This is a genomic window from Providencia sp. wls1914 (assembly GCF_009706645.1).
In the GTDB taxonomy this organism is placed as follows: domain Bacteria; phylum Pseudomonadota; class Gammaproteobacteria; order Enterobacterales; family Enterobacteriaceae; genus Providencia; species Providencia zhijiangensis.
On record NZ_WLUN01000016.1, the window covers coordinates 771,884 to 790,004 of the forward strand.

Sequence of the window (18,121 nt, forward strand, 5' to 3'; positions counted from 1 at the left end):
AACGGCACGCTAATTACTTTAGCTAACTTCCATCACTTGAATTTGCTCTAACCACTCATAGTCCCCAATGATTGGCCGCCCCTCTAGCCAGCGGGATAGCATATCCAACATTAACATCACGCTAACCTGCTGTTTTTCGAGTTCTGAGTGATTACGAGGTAAATAATTTACGCTCTGAGCATAACTGCCAGTTGGTGTTGATAGCGCTAGAGATAACACGCCTTCATGATAATCACCAACCACTAAACCAATCTCACACTGATTTAGCGACCGACTATTTTTTGCAGTTTGGACTAATGTGGCCAAATCTGAATGCGCTGCCGATTTTTCAATATTCCCTTGAGTGACAGGTACTTTTGCTGCATTCAATGTCCAATAGAGTAAACCCGCGCTGAACTGTTCATGAGTCACAACCGAAAGCTGTTGTTGTTCAAGCGCTTCCTGCACTAACGCACCAATACCTTCGGTTCCTTCGAATACTTTATTATCACCGACACCCGCTTTCACGACTCGCCAAACTTGCTCCATCGCATCGCGTTGATTTGCAGGCCCTGTCAATTTTAATTCAATGATTGGCATTGAAGAGCGGTAACCCAACACGCACTCTTTTGGTAATTCAAGTGGGTCAAACTGCCTTGCAAGACTACTTTCACTGCGACCAAAACTGGTTAGACGCAAACAAATTGGTGGCTCTGGCAACGTAAGCTTTTGACGTAAACGAGGAATGATCTGTTCATTAACCATGACTTTAAATTCAGAAGGGACACCCGGTGTAAAAAAGAACCAGCAATCATTAAGATACAGCGCAAAACCACAAGCTGTTCCCACAGGATTATCAATAAGTTCAGCATTGGCGGGTAACATGGCCTGCTTACGATTGGTAGCCGGCATTTCACGTCTTCGAGCAGTAAAATAGCTTTCCATTACCGCAATCCACTCAGGATGCTCAACAAGTGGTACGCCTGCAGCGGTTGCAGCCGCTAAGGCACTGAGATCATCACTCGTTGGGCCTAACCCACCATTAACAATAACCACATCTGCATGATGGCTACGTTCGATAAATGTTTCCACTAAGCTATCAAGAGAGTCACCAACTGTTGTACGGCTATGCAGCGGTATTCCTTGCTGGAATAAACAATCCGCTAGCCAAGCCGCATTGGTATCAACAATTTGGCCATGCAGCACTTCATCACCGGTACTTAACATTTCTACAATCAACATCCCTGCGCTCCCTTTTTGAGGCTCACCATGAAAAGCCTAATTGATCATTATTATCCTAGAGCTCAAAAAATAAAACCCCGAGAACCGTTTTACCAGCGCTCGGGGTTTTCAGCGAAATAGATAGTTATCTATTAAACTAATTCTTTCACTTCAAAATTAACTTCGCCGCTTAAGTCTGCTTCGTAATCAACGCCATCTAAGCCAAAGCCGAATAAACGTAAGAATTCTGCTTTGTAGCCTTGATAGTCAGTCAGTGCATTGATGTTGTCGTCGTTAAGCTGTTTCCAGATTTGACGACAAGTTTCTTGCACATCATCACGCAGTTCCCAGTCATCCAGACGCAGACGGTTTTTCTCGTCAGTTTCTGGTGTTTCACCGCTGAATAATTTCGTTGCGAACAGACGTTGAATTTGCTCGATGCAACCTTCATGAATGCCTTGCTCTTTCATGATTTTGAACACGATTGAGATGTAAAGAGGCATGACAGGAATTGCTGAAGACGCTTGAGTGACCACAGATTTCAGTACAGCAACGTGTGCAGAACCGCCTTTCTGTGCCATTTTTTCGTTGATAGCATGGGCTGCGCGATCTAAATCCTCTTTCGCTTTGCCTAATGTACCGTGCCAGTAGATTGGCCAAGTTAAATCAGTACCAATATAGGAATAAGCAACAGATTGTGCATTGTCAGCCAGAACGCCCGCATCCGCTAATGCGTTCATCCACAATTCCCAATCTTGACCGCCCATCACTTTCACGGTGTCTTCGATTTCTTGCTCGTTGGCCGGTTCAACAACGGCTTCGATCAGCACGTCTTTATTAGTATCCAGCGCAACAGATTTGTACGGTTCGCCAATTGGTTTTAATGCTGAACGTACAACTTCACCCGTTTCAGGCATTTTACGCACTGGGGAAGCCAGTGAATAAACCACTAAATCGATTTGACCTAAATCTTGTTTAATCAAGTCGATTACGGTTTGACGGCATTCATTAGAGAATGCATCACCGTTGATGCTTTTCGCATACAGACCCGCTTCTTTTGCTGCCTTGTCAAAACCAGCTGCGTTGTACCAGCCTGCGGAACCTGTTTTGCTCTCACTGCCCGGCTTTTCAAAGAAAACACCGATGGTCGCTGCACCGCTGCCAAAAGCCGCATTGATGCGAGAAGCCAGACCATAACCAGTGGATGCACCAATTACCAGAACCTTTTTCGGTCCATTTTTCAGTTCACCACGAGATTTCACATAGGCAATTTGCTCACGAACATGGGCTTCGCAGCCTGCTGGGTGAGCTGTAGTGCAGATAAAACCACGAATTTTAGGTTTGATAATCATAGTAATTTTTCTTGGTAGCTTACAATCGAACACTAATATACCTGATATTCACCTTATACTTAAGATGTATAGGCAAGAAACATAGTGAACAGACCAGTTTATTTAGGATTTTGACTCTTTTCGTGCTGTTCTACTTGAGAAAAAGCGAGCGCTTTCAACCAATCAGCAAGTAATGGTGTGGTTTTTATCGCATCTAACATCGCACGCTCATGCTTCGTTAAGCGGACAACCACAATTTCAGTTTTCATATTAGACATCACCCTCTCCTTTTTCTAAAACGCTGATATTGGCACAGTTCAAGGTGGGATGGGTCTGACTTACTTATTTTTACTTAGTCTTTCGGGATCTTGATAAAAATGGGAGAAAAATGACAAAAAACAGGATTCGCAGAACCCATTGAAAAACGATAATTATTTTTATATTCAAACGCAAAAAAGCCACCCATTGGGTGGCTTCTTCTTTTTCTAACTTCCTGATTAAACTCAGTGAAGTTTTATATGGTGCCCAGGGCGGGACTTGAACCCGCACAGCCTTACAGCCGAGGGATTTTAAATCCCTTGTGTCTACCGATTTCACCACCTGGGCCAAATTTTTAATACTGCTTTACTGCATATCTAGTTGTTAACTTTACTAACTAACTAGTTTAAATCTTTAAAGTAAAATGGACCTATTGGTCCATTTACTGAATATGGTGCCCAGGGCGGGACTTGAACCCGCACAGCCTTACAGCCGAGGGATTTTAAATCCCTTGTGTCTACCGATTTCACCACCTGGGCTAGAATTTGGAGGCGCGTCCCGGAGTCGAACCGAGCTACACGGATTTGCAATCCGGTGCATAACCGCTTTGCTAACGCGCCTTACACCCTAGTCTTTTTCAAGATTTGGAGCGGGAAACGAGACTCGAACTCGCGACCCCGACCTTGGCAAGGTCGTGCTCTACCAACTGAGCTATTCCCGCTTAAGCTTCACTTTTCAGTTTCTGCTCTCAAACTGGCTGATTTACTTATTTATTTTCGTAAACCACGTTGCCGTTCGATGCGTTGCATTCTACTGATTTCACCTATCGAGTCAATACAATTATTGAAATAATTGGATCGTTCGCTGTTTTTTCAATCATTTCGATCACGCTTCGCTCAAATCGCCCCACGCAGCCTTTAAATATTGGAACATTGACCAGAAAGTCAGAATTGCAGCCACATATAAAAGAGCAATAGACAGATGTTCGATCAGCGGATTTGGACGCCATAATAAGCCCACCAGCGACATCATTTGCGCGGTAGTTTTGAATTTACCGATCCAAGAAACAGCCACACTGCTACGTTTACCAATTTCTGCCATCCACTCTCTGAGTGAAGAGATAATGATTTCACGAGCAATCATGGTTGCTGCAGGTAAAGTGACATACCAAACATCGTAACTTTCAGTCACTAAGACTAAAGCGGTTGCAACCATAACCTTGTCGGCAACAGGATCGAGGAAAGCACCAAACTTGGTCGTTTGCTTCCATAGACGCGCTAAAAATCCGTCGAACCAATCCGTTACAGCGGCAATCACGAAGATCAGCGCACAAGCGAAAGGTCCCCAACTGACAGGAAGATAAAATGCTAATACGAAAAACGGTATCAGGATGACACGGAATAAGGTCAACCACGTTGGTATATTTAATTTCATCGCGCTCACTAACTCTTTGTCCAAGACGGATACCTTAGTATGTTGCCCTAAGATACCTACTGTTTCAATGCATTATAAATCTTTTCTGCCAGCGCGTATGAGATCGAGGGCACTTTTGCGATCTCTTCTATGCTCGCATTACGCAAAGGTTGTAACCCCCCCATATACTTCAATAACATTTGGCGGCGTTTTGGCCCCACCCCTTCGATAGATTCAAGCGCACTGGTATTTTTCACTTTCGCACGGCGCTGGCGATGCCCCGTAATCGCATGGTTATGTGACTCATCACGAATATGCTGGATGACATGCAATGCCGGCGAATCAGGGGGAAGCGCAAAACCTTCACCTTCGGGTTTTAAAAACAGCGTTTCCAACCCTGCTTTACGGTCACTACCTTTAGCAACCCCAATTAATAAAGGATGGTTTTTATCCCAATCCACCTCAAGGGAATTAAATACATCCCGCGCTTGACCCAGCTGCCCTTTACCACCATCAATAAAGATAATATCGGGAACTTTGCTCTCATCCAGATGTTTACCATAACGACGAGTTAGCACTTGGTGCATTGCAGCATAGTCATCCCCAGGCGTGATCCCCGTAATATTGTATCGGCGATACTCTGACTTCACAGGACCTGTTTTATCAAACACCACACAGGAGGCCACGGTTTGCTCGCCCATCGTGTGGGAAATATCGAAACACTCCATGCGCGAAATATTATCTATATTCACGACTTTTGACAGCGCAGCCATGCGTTGTTGGATCGTCGACTGCTGCGCCAATTTGGTAGATAGCGCAATAGAAGCGTTGGTTCGAGCTAGTTTTAAATAGCGGGCACGGGTGCCTCGTGGCTGGCTTTGAATATTAATTTTACGGCCCGCAATCCCAGACAACGATTCCGCCAGCAACTCTTTTTCCGTCAATGGGAAATCAATTAATATTTCCCCTGGCAATGTGCGGTTTTCACTACCTTGTAAATAGAACTGCCCTAAGAAGGTTTGAACCACTTCTTCTAATAAAGTCCCCGCTGGAATTTTTGGGTAATAGCTTCGACTGCCCAGAACCTTTCCTTGGCGAATAAATAGAACATGAACACAAGCCAAACCAGAATCGAATGCGACTCCGATAACGTCGAGGTCATCATCACCGCCTGACACATATTGCTCTTCTGTGACCGCACGCACGGCTTGAATTTGGTCACGAAAACGCGCGGCATCTTCAAAGCGCAGCTCTTGGCTCGCTTTTTCCATGCGTTCGACCAACCCAGTCAAAACTTGCTTATCCTTACCCGTTAAGAACAGACGCACATAGTTGACTTGCTGGTCATACTCTTCATCCGTCACTAGGCCTTTCACGCACGGTCCTAAACAGCGACCAATTTGGTACTGTAAACAAGGTCTTGAACGGTTTCTGTAAACGCTATCTTCGCACTGGCGGATGGGAAACAGTTTTTGCATCACTGCCAACGTTTCACGCACCGCATAAGAACTTGGGAACGGACCGAAATACTCCCCTTTCCCGTGTTTCGCGCCACGGTGACTAGAAATTCTGGGGTGTGTTTCGCTACTCAGAAAAATATAGGGATAAGATTTATCATCTCGTAGCAAGACGTTATAACGAGGCTGATACAACTTTATATAATTATGTTCTAGCAGTAGCGCCTCAGTTTCGGTATGGGTTACCGTCACATCAATAGAGGCGATATGCTTGACGAGTTGCTCTGTTTTGCGGCTACCGACATTCTCACGGAAATAGCTCGATAACCTTTTTTTCAGATCTTTCGCTTTCCCGACATAAATCACGGTTCCCCCAGCGTCATACATACGATAAACGCCGGGTTGGTTTGTGACTGTTTTTAAGAAAACTTTTGGATCAAACTGTTGTTCCACCCTGATGAACCCTGTTTTGCGGTGATTAAACCATAACCGATTGCTATATGTGTTAATTCTACATCACTACAGATATTAAGTTTACCAAACATTCGATATCGATAGGTATTTACCGTTTTTGGGCTTAAAGATAATGACTCCGCAATATGCTTAACCGGAAGCCCTCTTGTGATCATGAGCATAATTTCAAGCTCTCTTGCGGAAAGCAATTCATATATATCTAACTGTTCACGTTGATTTAATCTTTGTAAAGCCAGCTGTTGAGCAATGTCAGGAGAGATAATTCGTTGACGCGCATTCACTATTTGCAGAGCCTCAATAAGCTCTTCTTCTGCAATACTGGCGCTCAATATGCCAAAAATGCCAATATCCAATGCTTTCACAACAAACATATCATTATGACGAATATTGAAGATAATGAGCCCAACATCAGGTTGAGTACGACGGATTGTCATGAAAGTTTTTAATGAATCAAAATGGCAATGTTCCCGATTAATCAAAATAACATTTGCTTTATTTTGTCGGTTCCACGTGATCACGGGGTCTAAAGAAGGAAACGTTGCGACAACTTTATAGCGAGTATTTCGAGTGAGTATCGCTTCAATACCTCGAATCGAAATATTACTATCATCAATAATTATTATATTAATCAAATACCTCTCCTATTACTTGCAGCCATAATGAGAGGATAATAAATGAAAAAATCAATAAGTCATATCTTCTTTTTAAATCAAGATTTAAAACTATTATTCCAATGATAGTTCATTAAATAACATTTAAAACTTGAATAAGTCAATCTCAAAAAAATAGCTGCTAAATAATTAGCAGCTATCTGTTTTAATGCTCTTACTTTAAACGAGCTAAAGCTAAATCAAATATAAACTACTTTTGCCCGACAAGGCGGCAAATCGTTTCAGACACTAAATAACTCTTCTCGAATGAAGTTATTGGTAAAAACTCAAAACGAGAATGGAAGTTATGCGCACCCGTAAAATAGTTTGGTGTCACAATTCCCCGAGCAGACAGCGCTGAGCCGTCAGTGCCTCCACGCATTGGAATGATATTTGGCTCGATATTATGAATTTTTAACGCTTCGAGAATAATATCTACCGCAGTACGATCTTCACCGATTGAATCGCTGATATTGCTATACACATCATCAATTTTGAACTCAATCTTCGCGCGTGGATGACGAGTGCGAATCAGTTCAATACTTTCAGCAATGAAACGCTTACGGGCTTCAAAACTTGGGCGGTCAAAATCACGGATCGCCATTTTGATTTTCGCTTCGTTCGGGTTTGCGGCTAGATCTGTAATATAGAAATAGCCTTCACGGTGTTCAGTGTGTTCCGGCGTATCAAAACGATCGAAACAACCAATAAAATCATGTGCCACACGAATTGGGTTTAACAATACGTTTTTCGCTGACATTGGGTGAGCAGTGATCCCCTTAATTTCCACTTCAATAGAAGCCGCATTAAAGGTTTCAAAAACCACTTCACCGAGCGCACAGCAATCGATGGTGTAAGCAAAATCCACTTTGAAGCGAGAAAGATCCATGATTTTAGAGCCACGAAGGCCAATTTCTTCATCTGGCACAAACGCCACATAGATATCGCCACAGTCAAAGTCTGCATTTTGCAGCTTATCCATCAGCTCCATGACAACCGTAATGGCCGCTTTATCATCCGCACCCAGAACACTGGTTCCGTCACTGAAAATAATTTCATCACCCACATACGCTGTAGCTTCTGGGTGTTCAGCGGTTTTAAACCAAATATCTTCCTGCGCATTCAGGCATAAATCAGCACCTTCATACTTTAATGTTTGCGGCTTGATCACCGGAGATAAACCTACATCGACAGTATCTAAGTGAGCCACAAACCCGATTTTAGGGGCATTCGGTTTATTACCTGGACGCATTCCATATAAAATGGCATGTTCATCAACATACACATCTTTCAAGCCGTAGCTTTCTAACTCTTTTGCCAGAAGATTTGCCAGTTCGCGCTGACCTTCTGTGCTTGGTACAACAGAGCTCGCTGCATCACTCTGGCTTTCAATTGCCACATAGCGATAAAAACGTTCTTCTAACTTCTTACCTAATTCTTTCATTTCTCATACCTTTTACTTATTGCGCAGGCTGCCATGTATAACCGCTGTCAAAACCGATTGGAATATCGAATGCCCAGAACAGATACAGTGTTGCTGTTAAGGTAATTAATAAACCGATGGTGAATGGGATCATCATGGAACATAAGGTTCCGATACCTGCATTTTTATAATATTTTTGGCAATACATTAAAATCAGCGGATAGAACGGGAACATTGGTGTACTTACGTTCATCGCGGAGTCACTTACACGGAATGCCGCTTGGGTTAATTCTGGCGAAATTCCGACTGCCATTAACATTGGTACTAAAACTGGCGCCATAATCGCCCATTTTGAAGTCGCTGACGTGATCATGATATTTAACACGGCAGTTAATAAAATCACTCCAAATACCGTCATTCCCGATGGCATATCTAAAGTTCGCAGTAATTCCGCACCCGATAAGGCTAATAATGTCCCTAAGTTAGAGTGTTGGAACGAATACAGGAATTGCGCCGCAAAGAAAGCAAACACAATAAATGGGATCAGTGATTTGGTAATATTTTCCATCGCCTTAACCACATCTTTGGTCGAGGTGAAAGATTTGGTCATATAACCGTACACAATGCCCGGTAGTGCAAAAAAGATGAACAATAATGGCACAACAATCTGCATGATCGGAGCTTTCGGGCTGGTTAAGCTGCCGTCTGGACCACGTAGTGGTGAATTTTCAGGCCATAACAGCGCAAATAACCCCACGCCTAATGCAATCACCATTAACCCAGCAACACGGAATGCGCGATGCTCTTGCGGTGTGATTTTACCTAAATCTTGCTCAGCATCTGTATCAACATCAGATTTGGTGATTGGTGCGTTTTTATTTAACCACGGCTCAACGATTTTTTCGGTGATAAACCAACAAGTAAAAATAACGCCGAAGGTTCCGCCCAAGCTAAAGAAATAGTTACACAGCACGTTTACACTGTAGCCTGGCGCTAACATTTGCGCGGCATCTTGCGTAAAGCTCTGCATGATTGGGTCAATAATCGATGGCGTATAACTTGCTGTGAATCCACCCGCCAAACCGGCAAATGCCGCTGCAATACCCGCTAAAGGGTGGCGACCACTGGCATAGAACATCATTGCCGCGACTGGCATCAAAATAACGTAGGCTGAGTCAGAAGCAACGTGAGAGACGATCCCGACGAACACAACGGTTGGGGTCAACATTTTAGGTGAAATAAAAGAAAGCATTTTTTTCAGCGCAGTATTAATAAAGCCGCTACTTTCTGCAATCCCAATCCCTAAGGTGGCAACAATTGTTATTCCGAGAGGAGGGAAATTAATAAAATTTTTAACCGCTGATGTCACAAATAATATGATTTCTTCATACTGAAACATATTAATAACGGAAATTTTTTCTTTAGAAATAGGATGGTGATAACTGAAATCTACAAATGAGAGTAGATAGGATAAAAACCAACATATTACTAGGGCGTAAACAAATAGCATTGTCACATCTGGCATAACGTTACCGATGCGCTCAACACGATTTAAAAAACCCTTTTTCTGGGGGAGTGTTTTAGTTGTCATAGTTGCAAGTTACTTATGTTATTAGAATAGAAACTTTATCACAGTAAATAACCCATTTAGAAAAGTAAAACACTTTCTTACTTTATTTTAATAGAATAAAAAGCAGGTAATCTTTCTAGTTAATAATGCTTATATTATTAGTTTTATTCTAAATCCAACTGTCTGAAATTTTATTTTAGCTTATGCTTAATCTCGCTTTATATTGTTTAAGTCATTTTTTTATTTATTTAAGCTCACGCTAAAGGAAATGATTATTATTCACTTTAGCGTGATTGATAAATTAATCTAAAGATTATTATTCACGTTTTAGTTTTTCAGTATTAGCAATATAAAGTGCAACTACTAACACTAAAATAGCGCCAGCATGCAGTAGTGTAGTCATCGGATCACTGTGGTCAACAATAATCAGACGGATAATTGCCGTAATACCAATGTAGATAAAATAGCGTAATGGGAAATGATAACCTGACATAAAGTACTTTATAATCAAAGCAATAAACTCAAAGTACAGAAAGTAAATGACAATTCCTTCTAAAAGCTCATACGCTTTAGCCTCTTGGTTACCTCCAAACATTAACGATGCCATCGTAAATGTTTCTTTTGCTAGAAAGAAAACTAACACCGCAGCAAGCACAATTAGACCTACGTTAAGGACCCATTGTAATACCCAAGCGATATTACTAGCGTGGCGCATTCCTTTCATATTATTCATTAATCATTCCTCAGGTTACTCTCCCTACGTTTAAAATAGATAATTTATCCTTTTCTATTTACCTTAGATTAAGCATAACCTTTCAACATTATGTAAAAAACAAAATAGAATGGCTTAATTATAATTGAAATTTTTGACGCTGACATTACAAATGAATGTTTAGATTACCTTAAGATAAATAGCAGGCAATAATACCTGCTATAAGATTGGCGTTTAGGATTTGTTGGCGAACAGATTCAATATATCTTGCTCAGTTAGCATTGGCGTCTTTTCAGCAAAATTATAATAACTCGGCTTACAATCAATATAAATCTGCGTTCCCATTTTAGCATTTTTGCTTTCTTCAAATAGCGGGGCTGAAATGTAATACGTTGACGGCGAATGCAGGTGATAAAATAGGTGAGTACCACACTGCTTACAGAAAGCCCTTTCAGCCCATTCTGATGAAGCAAAACGGGTAATGAACTCGCTACCTTCAATTTCAGGCTCACCTTCATAGCCAATGGTCATTCCTGGGCCGCCATTCCATTTTAGGCACATGCCACAATGGCAAACATGAACGGTATCGATAGGCTGATTGATAGTCAGTTTTACTGACCCACATAAACACTGTCCTTTAGGCATGATCCAGTCCTCTATTGATGCAGATGGATTCAAAAAAAGGAACCTAAGGTTCCTTTTTTAATTAAAGATCGTCTGAGTTGGATTTATTTGATGACCCAACCTCTTTGAAAAGATACCAGCAGAAATAAAGCAGCGCGAAAATACCGACAACAAGCAACACCCATAATGCGATAGTCATCCAATGTAAGCCTTCTTCCACGGGCTTATCTTGGGTTCTTTTCTCCACACCACCTAATTCCAATACTTTACCTGTCGTTGTGATTTCTGGGAAATCCTCCATCACGTTTTCAACACTTTCATTTTTACCAATAAGTTGAGTGTAATTAACATTATCTAAGGTGGCTTGTTTATTTCCCCACACAAGCAAATAAGGCGAAGCTCCTTGTATATTCACAATCAAATTCACGGCATCACGCAACCCATAAATCGTAGGTGGCAACTCATCCCAACTGCCTTTTAATGCCGTTATTCTAAGCCCTTTAATTTGCTTATCGTGGATCATTAAATTAGGATTGCTCGCTTTATCACCATCATTGATTTGGTTGAAAACCATCACATTCGCCAACAATTTCCACTCCTCATCACTATTGGCAATATATTCTATTTTCAGCGGTACCACGCGATTAGATTGTTGTAGCTTAATGCTGATTTCATTCAATGGTTGCGGCGTTGGCAAGCGATAAATCACTTGCTCTCGAGTGATACCATCGTTCGTCACTTCAAAGAGGAAAGATTCCTGACGATGGAAAGAGTTCATCACATACAGCAATCCTGTCACAGATTGAAGAAGTGGAGTATCACTCTCTGGTGCACTAACTGTTACTAACATCAAGTATGGCGCGACGGGGCCAGTACTTTCCCCTCTTAATAATTCAATGGTATTACTCGCCACAACGCCTGAGTCTAATTTCAGGCTCATGACAGGTTGATTCGACGCAATATTTACCCAGTTTTTCTTATCAGTACTGTAATAAACAAAAACTTTGGCTTGCCAGTCCTGATTATTCTGAGCCCAACCTAAATCTAAAGTCGATAAAACACCGTTGTCTTTGAGTTGATCACGCGTCAGTAAATAGGCTTGATAATTGGTTTTATCTTTTCGTTGTAAATTCGGCAATTCAATACGGGTTGTTTTACCTGGCTCAGCTTCCACCAGTATATATTGGCTATCAAATTGAGCATCATCGTTAGGGTTCACATTATCTGCACGAGTGACTAAGCGTTGAAAATTAAATTTAACATTGGTCGTCGCAACAGATTTATTGGTATCGAAAAATAACGCCGTTGGAATTTCATTCCCTGTTCCATTGAAAATACGAATATCTTGCAGAGTATCTGGATACGCAGATCCCATATAGGCAGCTGCGGGTAACTCTAACCAGTAGAACGGACTGCTTCTATCCGGAGTGGTAAGCTCTTCTCCTTGATAAAAATCGTAAGGGCTTGCTTGCTTAGAATCATTAGCGCTAAGGTCATTAGCTTTAGAATCGCTAGCATAGCTTCCAAATGATAATAAGCATATTGAGGAAAAGAGAGCGCCCCATGCACCTAATGTTGTTAGGTTTTTCACGGCTATTTTCATGCAGTTCATCACTATTTATCCTGTACCTCAATGTCCGTTTTATGCTTTGGTGGTAATGGGGAAAAATAACCCACAACCAAGATCAACACCGCCACGGCAATAAAGGAGACCGCACGGGAAATGCCATCCTGCCCATACACATCAATAAGAAATAGTTTTGCGATCACGCAAGCAAAAATCGCTGCACCACCAAACCACCATGCTCGACTTTTCTTCACGGCTGCAATCACCATGCAGAATAGCGCGGCTATCGCCCAGCTAATGGAAAGCACCGTTTGAACGAGACGCGAATCAAATAAGATATTCTCATTCCAAGGAATATTCGCGAAATCAGCTGTCGCACGAAGAATGATGCCGTTATACCAGAAGATAGCTAATCCAATGATCACCACCATTAAACCTTTCACTACCCCAATTTCAATAGACGTTATTTTTCTTAGTTTCTCGATAAAACCTTTGCGCATCAATAACAACGCTGCAATGCTAAATAGTCCCGCTTCATCTAGCGGGTTAACTAATGGGACGTAACTCCAAAACGTGAGTTTGCCATCTTCAAAGTTTGACCAATATGAAAGCACCACCAGCACTGCCATAAGTGGTAATAGACTATACCAATACAACAAGCCTTTACGGCGCATTGGTACAAATTTGTTATGTTGCAACCAGTAGAGAATTAATACCACTAAGGTTATCGACATAATGTAGATAAAGTAACCCAGTTCGTGCATTCCCCACGGAAGGTTAGCCACAAACCAGTTAACTTGCGTCGCACCAAACCCAATAATTAACCATAGGTTGGCAACGTGCATTCCACGTCGAATATACAAGTTTTGGGTACGATAAGCGTGCATCACATACAGAACTGAACTGCCCAAGATAACAGGCCAAATCAGTGAGCCTTCACCACGCCCCATCGGATTTTCTGCATAAATAAAATCTAATGTTAAGTAATAGTAAGCCACTACCCATAATGAGAACTGGCATAAAACTAATGGTATCCAATTGATTTTTTGACCACCAAGACGCCAGCACCATGCTGAGATCAGCACCACAGCCAAAATAATTAAGCTTTCCGTTTCACTGTTCCATGACAGCATGTCAGTAAACTCGGGCACCCAGGCGAACCAAACTAATAACCCAAGGAGCAAAAATGCATAACTGAGCGCGGTAAAATAGGTCGCGTCTTTCTGGCGCACATGAAATAACCCGCCAGCACAGAAACAAGCGGCTATCAGGCTCGGTAGCATGTAAATAACATTATCGCTCCAATAATAATATGGATAGTCACTTAATATCATTAAAGCGCTAACAGCAATAAGCAATGATGACAGCAACGCTAATTTTTTATGCCCTTGATTGAGGGCAAACCACAGCATAGCGAAACCTTGTAATGACCAAACAATCGTCGTCCATCCAAATGACAAGGCAAGCGGTACTGCCAAGGTTACGAAGCTAGCCCCAATAATGATATTACCTAGAGCCATATTCTTGCCCGCAGCATTAAAGCGTTTATGAAGCTGTAAACTGGCAATGAGATACAGTAAACCGATAAGCAGAGAAATAAATGCTGGCAATAATCCGATGCCATCCGAAATAGCAAATTGCAAGGCGATACTCATTAATGGAGGGAAAAATAATAGCGTATTATCAACAACGAGCTGTTTATTATGTTCGAAGCGTAAAGCGAATAACTGAGTTAATGCATTGAATACAATCAAATTAGCAATAATAAATAGCTGGCATGATAGATAATAATCATAATGATAATTGTCCATTCCCCATAGTATTGCCACGCCATAAGTCATAAACATGCCGACTAAATTTAACGGGCGCCATGCTTGCCAGAAGCTGATAACTAAAATCCCTATCGACAACATTAAGTAATAGGAGAATAAAACAATATGGCTACCGCCCCCAGTGGACAGTAATATTGGCGCTAAATAACCCCCTAACGACGCTAAAATTGCTAAGCTAATCGTACGCTGTAATAATGCCAACCCAATACTTGCACAACAGATTATTAGCATCGCCGCAAATGCAAATTCATAGGGGATCATGGTGTATAACTTGAAAGCGGCAAAAACGGTAATGTATAAGCAGCCAATAGCGCCGCCTTGTAATATCAGGCCAAATAACGCTTTCTTCGTCCGTAACCACCAACCTGTACCTAGTAAAACTAAACAACCTGCAGCGCTGAAGACAAGCCTTAGCTCAGGCGAAATAATCTCATTTTGTACGCTGTAATTCAGTAAATAGGCAACGCCTAAAAATAATAATAAAATTCCTATCTTCGCCAGCGGATTACCTGTCACTAACCACGTGAAGAAATGTGCAAAAATGGATTTATCTTCTGCTTTATTCTGAGATGATGCAGGCTGACTTGGCTTTGGTTTATCAAAACGATTTGGATTAACTGCTATCGGGTTAACTGCATTAACTTGTTTGTCACTGGACACTGCCACTGGCTGCGGCATAATTTGAGGTGTTTGGTGTTGAGGATCTTGGATTGCAATTTCAAGTGCATCCACTTGATACTTATTATGTTGGATATCACCCTGATGGGATACTGGATTTTCTTCAGCCATATCAATAGTGTGAACAGGCTGAAGGCCGTTATCACGAGCTATTTCGGCTTCTAACGAGGCAACCTTTTGGTTTAACTGGTTAATTTGGTATTGCATTCGACCAGTGCGATTAATCGCAATGATAGCTAGCACAGGGGCAACTATCACAAACGCAATTAAAATGAGCCCTAGGAGTATCCATGTATCCACAAATAGGTTTCCTTCTTTAATCCAATGCCAGTAACCCAAGATTAGTTAACAGGATCTTAGAATACACAGTATCAATCGACATTATTCAATAATCGTCCTAGTTTAGAGACGAATAACTAAATTGCCAACAGTGGGTAACAAACTGTTACAAAATAACTCTTTTTAAGAGTATTCACGAATTAATCTATTCTATCATCTTATTATTTAACTATCATAAAATGATAGTACATTTTTAATATTTTTCAGACCAGAAAAACACATTTTCAAATAATTATTTTTCTCACCACTCAATCCTCTATTACTTTATTAATAACTTATTAATTTCAATAATCCATTTTTGATACTTTTTATTTATTAGGGGAAATATGCAGATAATAGGTGTATTTTCGTGTGATTATGTTATTAATTTATAGACAAATTCACCAATAAGTTATTTAACAAATAACGACTGTCTTTTATCGATATATTTAAAAAATATGTATTGTCCTAAATAACGCAAAGGAATACCTATGTTATTACACATAATACTTGAAGCCCTAAGTCCCATCGTACTCGGTCTTGCCGTAGGGTGGTTATCGGGTAAATATGGCTTCGTGAAACGGGAATATTCGCAAGCGTTTGCCGACTTTGTTGTCAAAATCGCCTTACCATTTGCATTATTCCTTGCTGCCGTTCAAGCCCCTCCTTCAGTTTTACTGAATGTGGATTACTTGATAGCACTAGCAGTCGGGTTAATTGCATCCTATGTCATTGGTTTTGTGGTCGGTAAAGTATTTTTCCGTCACAATAAAACCGATGCTGCGATGCAAGCATTGTCTGTTTCATTCCCAGATATGGCGTACTGTGGGCCACCCGTTTTACTGGCAACTGTCGGTTCATCCGGTTTAATTGCCATGGTTCTCGGTAACTTAATTTATACCGTCATCATCATTCCATTTACCTTATTAATGATCAGCGGATCAGCAAATGGCAATGGTATTCTGAAGTCTGTTGGTAAAGCCGTCATTCAGCCATTAGTTTTCCTGCCTGTTTTAGGGGCAATTCTGGCAATTTGTGGCGTAAAATTACCTGAAATCCTACAAAACTCAGTCAATGAACTCGGGAAAACGGCAGGTGGTGTGGCCCTCTTCTTCCTCGGTTTATTACTTTCCGGTATTAAACTCACAATCAATAAAGAAATTATCTTTAACGTTTTTGTGAAAAACTTTGTACAGGCGGCGCTTATTCTTGGAACTGGCCTCGCATTAGGGTTACAAAGTGATTTATTAAAAGCGGCATTTATTATCGGTGTATTACCGACGGCAACGGCTGTACCTGCGTTAGCTATCAGTAATAAAGCCTATACTGAAACCTCTGCGGGAACCGTATTACTCAGTACCATTGCGGCATTGATTTCAATTATTGGCGGGATCACCATCGTCGAAATGCTGTAATGCGTCTTTGATATGTCAAATGGCGGAGTTCGCTCCGCCCTTTCCATTCCTTAACTTTCCGCTTTAGCCTCAATAAAACGCCGTTTTATTCGCCAAAAAATTACCAAGTTGATCACAAAAAACGTATCATAGGCGCGATAATTTTTTAGTCCTAGGGATCACACCAAAATGAAAATTAGCGATGAACTCGCGTCTGCTATCGCATCAGTGACGGAAGTTGCCGCCATTGCCGCGTTTGAATGGGTAGGGAAACAAGATAAAAATGCGGCGGATAACGCTGCGGTTGAAGCCATGCGAAATCGACTCAATGAAATTGATTTTCATGGAAAAATCGTAATTGGCGAAGGGGAAATTGACGAAGCGCCAATGCTGTATATTGGTGAGCAAGTCGGCAAGCAATCTAGCGAACATCATTTAGATATCGCGGTCGACCCCATTGATGGCACCCGGATGGTGGCATGTAATGAGCACAATGCCATTGCCGTTTTAGCGGCCGCACCAACAGGAACATTGCTGCAAGCCCCCGATATGTATATGGAAAAAATGGTCGTCGGTGCAGCAGCAAAGGATGCCGTTCACCTAAAAAATCCATTAGAAAAAAACCTCGAGTTTCTCTCTGCGGCATTGGATAAGCCAATTTCCATGCTTAACATTGCCATTCTCGATAAACCTCGCCACCAGCACATTATTAAAACCATCCGTAACTTTGGCGCCAACGTCATCACCATTCCTGACGGCGATGTTCTTGCATCACTGCTAACAATCTTACCAGAGCACCCTATTGATATGATGTATGGTATCGGTGGTGCACCAGAAGGCATCATTAGTGCAGCCATTGCCCGTGCATTAGGTGGCGACATGCAAGCACGTCTTGTTCCACGTAATAAAGCCAAAGAAGATACCGAACAAAATAAACTGTTAGCCGCACAAGAAGCCATTCGTTGCCAACAAATGGGCATCGAAATTGGAGAAATTTTAACATTGGATATGATGGTGAATACGTCCGATGTGATTTTCTCGGCGACGGCTATCACGCCAACGGTCCTGATGAATGGTATCTCGAATGATCTGCATAGCCGCAGCGCAAGCACCATTTTAGTCAACGGCAATAACCGTTCGATGAAATTAATTAGCAATCGGTATTTTAAATAACATAGGCTTTGAATAATCATGCATTAAAAAAGGGCGATATCTCTATC

At 41.5% G+C, this 18,121-nt stretch carries 13 protein-coding genes, 4 tRNA genes and 1 pseudogene; 2 read left to right on the forward strand and 16 right to left on the reverse strand.

Annotation, left to right across the window (positions count from 1 at the left end; genetic code table 11):
- Positions 1–18 precede the first annotated feature (18 nt).
- The 16 genes and pseudogenes from GKR74_RS14465 to GKR74_RS14540 all read right to left on the reverse strand — a co-directional run bounded on the left by GKR74_RS14465 (position 19) and on the right by GKR74_RS14540 (position 15,489).
- Entirely contained in the window at positions 19–1,221 is a 1,203-nt protein-coding gene (locus GKR74_RS14465) for a nicotinamide mononucleotide deamidase-related protein YfaY (RefSeq protein WP_154604108.1), read from the reverse strand.
- A 131-nt stretch (positions 1,222–1,352) separates the two neighbouring features.
- Positions 1,353–2,552, reverse strand: a complete 1,200-nt coding sequence (fabV, locus tag GKR74_RS14470; RefSeq protein ID WP_154604109.1) for an enoyl-ACP reductase FabV — start codon at positions 2,550–2,552, stop codon at positions 1,353–1,355.
- 98 nt (positions 2,553–2,650) lie between these two features.
- The gene (locus GKR74_RS14475; RefSeq protein WP_154604110.1) at positions 2,651–2,809 is read right to left on the reverse strand and encodes an MbeCy; all 159 of its coding nucleotides are present in this window, start codon (positions 2,807–2,809) and stop codon (positions 2,651–2,653) included.
- Positions 2,810–3,050: 241 nt separating this feature from the next.
- Positions 3,051–3,137 (reverse strand) — tRNA-Leu (locus tag GKR74_RS14480).
- A 104-nt stretch (positions 3,138–3,241) separates the two neighbouring features.
- Positions 3,242–3,328, reverse strand: a tRNA-Leu gene (locus GKR74_RS14485).
- A gap of 7 nt (positions 3,329–3,335) precedes the next feature.
- Positions 3,336–3,409: transfer RNA gene (locus GKR74_RS14490), tRNA-Cys, on the reverse strand.
- Positions 3,410–3,434: 25 nt separating this feature from the next.
- Positions 3,435–3,510: transfer RNA gene (locus tag GKR74_RS14495), tRNA-Gly, on the reverse strand.
- 119 nt (positions 3,511–3,629) lie between these two features.
- Positions 3,630–4,223, reverse strand: a pseudogene (gene pgsA / locus GKR74_RS14500) (CDP-diacylglycerol--glycerol-3-phosphate 3-phosphatidyltransferase).
- 56 nt (positions 4,224–4,279) lie between these two features.
- Positions 4,280–6,112 carry an excinuclease ABC subunit UvrC gene (gene uvrC / locus GKR74_RS14505; protein WP_286269401.1) on the reverse strand — a complete coding sequence of 611 codons (1,833 nt, stop codon included), beginning with the start codon at positions 6,110–6,112 and terminating at the stop codon, positions 4,280–4,282.
- The gene (locus GKR74_RS14510) at positions 6,079–6,765 is read right to left on the reverse strand and encodes a LuxR C-terminal-related transcriptional regulator (protein ID WP_154604111.1); all 687 of its coding nucleotides are present in this window, start codon (positions 6,763–6,765) and stop codon (positions 6,079–6,081) included. Before GKR74_RS14510 ends, uvrC begins: the two co-directional genes overlap by 34 nt.
- Positions 6,766–6,994: 229 nt before the next feature.
- A complete protein-coding gene (gene pepT / locus GKR74_RS14515) occupies positions 6,995–8,227 on the reverse strand; it encodes a peptidase T (RefSeq protein ID WP_154604112.1) in 1,233 nt (410 codons plus the stop codon).
- 16 nt (positions 8,228–8,243) lie between these two features.
- Positions 8,244–9,797: an AbgT family transporter gene (locus GKR74_RS14520; protein WP_036951266.1), complete on the reverse strand. Its 1,554-nt coding sequence runs from the start codon at positions 9,795–9,797 to the stop codon at positions 8,244–8,246.
- Positions 9,798–10,092: 295 nt separating this feature from the next.
- Complete coding sequence (gene psiE / locus GKR74_RS14525) at positions 10,093–10,500, reverse strand: phosphate-starvation-inducible protein PsiE (RefSeq protein WP_181478715.1); 408 nt, start codon at positions 10,498–10,500, stop codon at positions 10,093–10,095.
- A 222-nt stretch (positions 10,501–10,722) separates the two neighbouring features.
- Positions 10,723–11,133: a GFA family protein gene (locus GKR74_RS14530; RefSeq protein WP_154604114.1), complete on the reverse strand. Its 411-nt coding sequence runs from the start codon at positions 11,131–11,133 to the stop codon at positions 10,723–10,725.
- Positions 11,134–11,194: 61 nt separating this feature from the next.
- Complete coding sequence (locus GKR74_RS14535) at positions 11,195–12,724, reverse strand: DUF3999 family protein (RefSeq protein WP_230089169.1); 1,530 nt, start codon at positions 12,722–12,724, stop codon at positions 11,195–11,197.
- Between the two features lie 2 nt (positions 12,725–12,726).
- On the reverse strand, positions 12,727–15,489 hold the full coding sequence (locus tag GKR74_RS14540; RefSeq protein WP_336431337.1) for a DUF2339 domain-containing protein: 2,763 nt from the start codon (positions 15,487–15,489) through the stop codon (positions 12,727–12,729).
- A 509-nt stretch (positions 15,490–15,998) separates the two neighbouring features.
- Between GKR74_RS14540 and GKR74_RS14545 the strand changes: the two genes are divergently transcribed.
- Positions 15,999–16,922, forward strand: a complete 924-nt coding sequence (locus tag GKR74_RS14545; RefSeq protein WP_036951272.1) for an AEC family transporter — start codon at positions 15,999–16,001, stop codon at positions 16,920–16,922.
- A gap of 174 nt (positions 16,923–17,096) precedes the next feature.
- The gene (gene glpX / locus GKR74_RS14550) at positions 17,097–18,074 is read left to right on the forward strand and encodes a class II fructose-bisphosphatase (protein ID WP_181478713.1); all 978 of its coding nucleotides are present in this window, start codon (positions 17,097–17,099) and stop codon (positions 18,072–18,074) included.
- Positions 18,075–18,121: the final 47 nt, after the last annotated feature.

Bases quoted from the DNA above. Each gene is read 5' to 3' on its own strand.
- GKR74_RS14465 (WP_154604108.1), bottom strand. From the start codon at position 1,221: ATGTTGATTGTAGAAATGTTAAGTACCGGTGATGAAGTGCTGCATGGC.
- fabV (WP_154604109.1), bottom strand. From the start codon at position 2,552: ATGATTATCAAACCTAAAATTCGTGGTTTTATCTGCACTACAGCTCAC.
- GKR74_RS14475 (WP_154604110.1), bottom strand. From the start codon at position 2,809: ATGTCTAATATGAAAACTGAAATTGTGGTTGTCCGCTTAACGAAGCAT.
- pepT (WP_154604112.1), bottom strand. From the start codon at position 8,227: ATGAAAGAATTAGGTAAGAAGTTAGAAGAACGTTTTTATCGCTATGTG.
- GKR74_RS14520 (WP_036951266.1), bottom strand. From the start codon at position 9,797: ATGACAACTAAAACACTCCCCCAGAAAAAGGGTTTTTTAAATCGTGTT.
- psiE (WP_181478715.1), bottom strand. From the start codon at position 10,500: ATGAAAGGAATGCGCCACGCTAGTAATATCGCTTGGGTATTACAATGG.
- GKR74_RS14530 (WP_154604114.1), bottom strand. From the start codon at position 11,133: ATGCCTAAAGGACAGTGTTTATGTGGGTCAGTAAAACTGACTATCAAT.
- GKR74_RS14535 (WP_230089169.1), bottom strand. From the start codon at position 12,724: ATGAACTGCATGAAAATAGCCGTGAAAAACCTAACAACATTAGGTGCA.
- GKR74_RS14545 (WP_036951272.1), top strand. From the start codon at position 15,999: ATGTTATTACACATAATACTTGAAGCCCTAAGTCCCATCGTACTCGGT.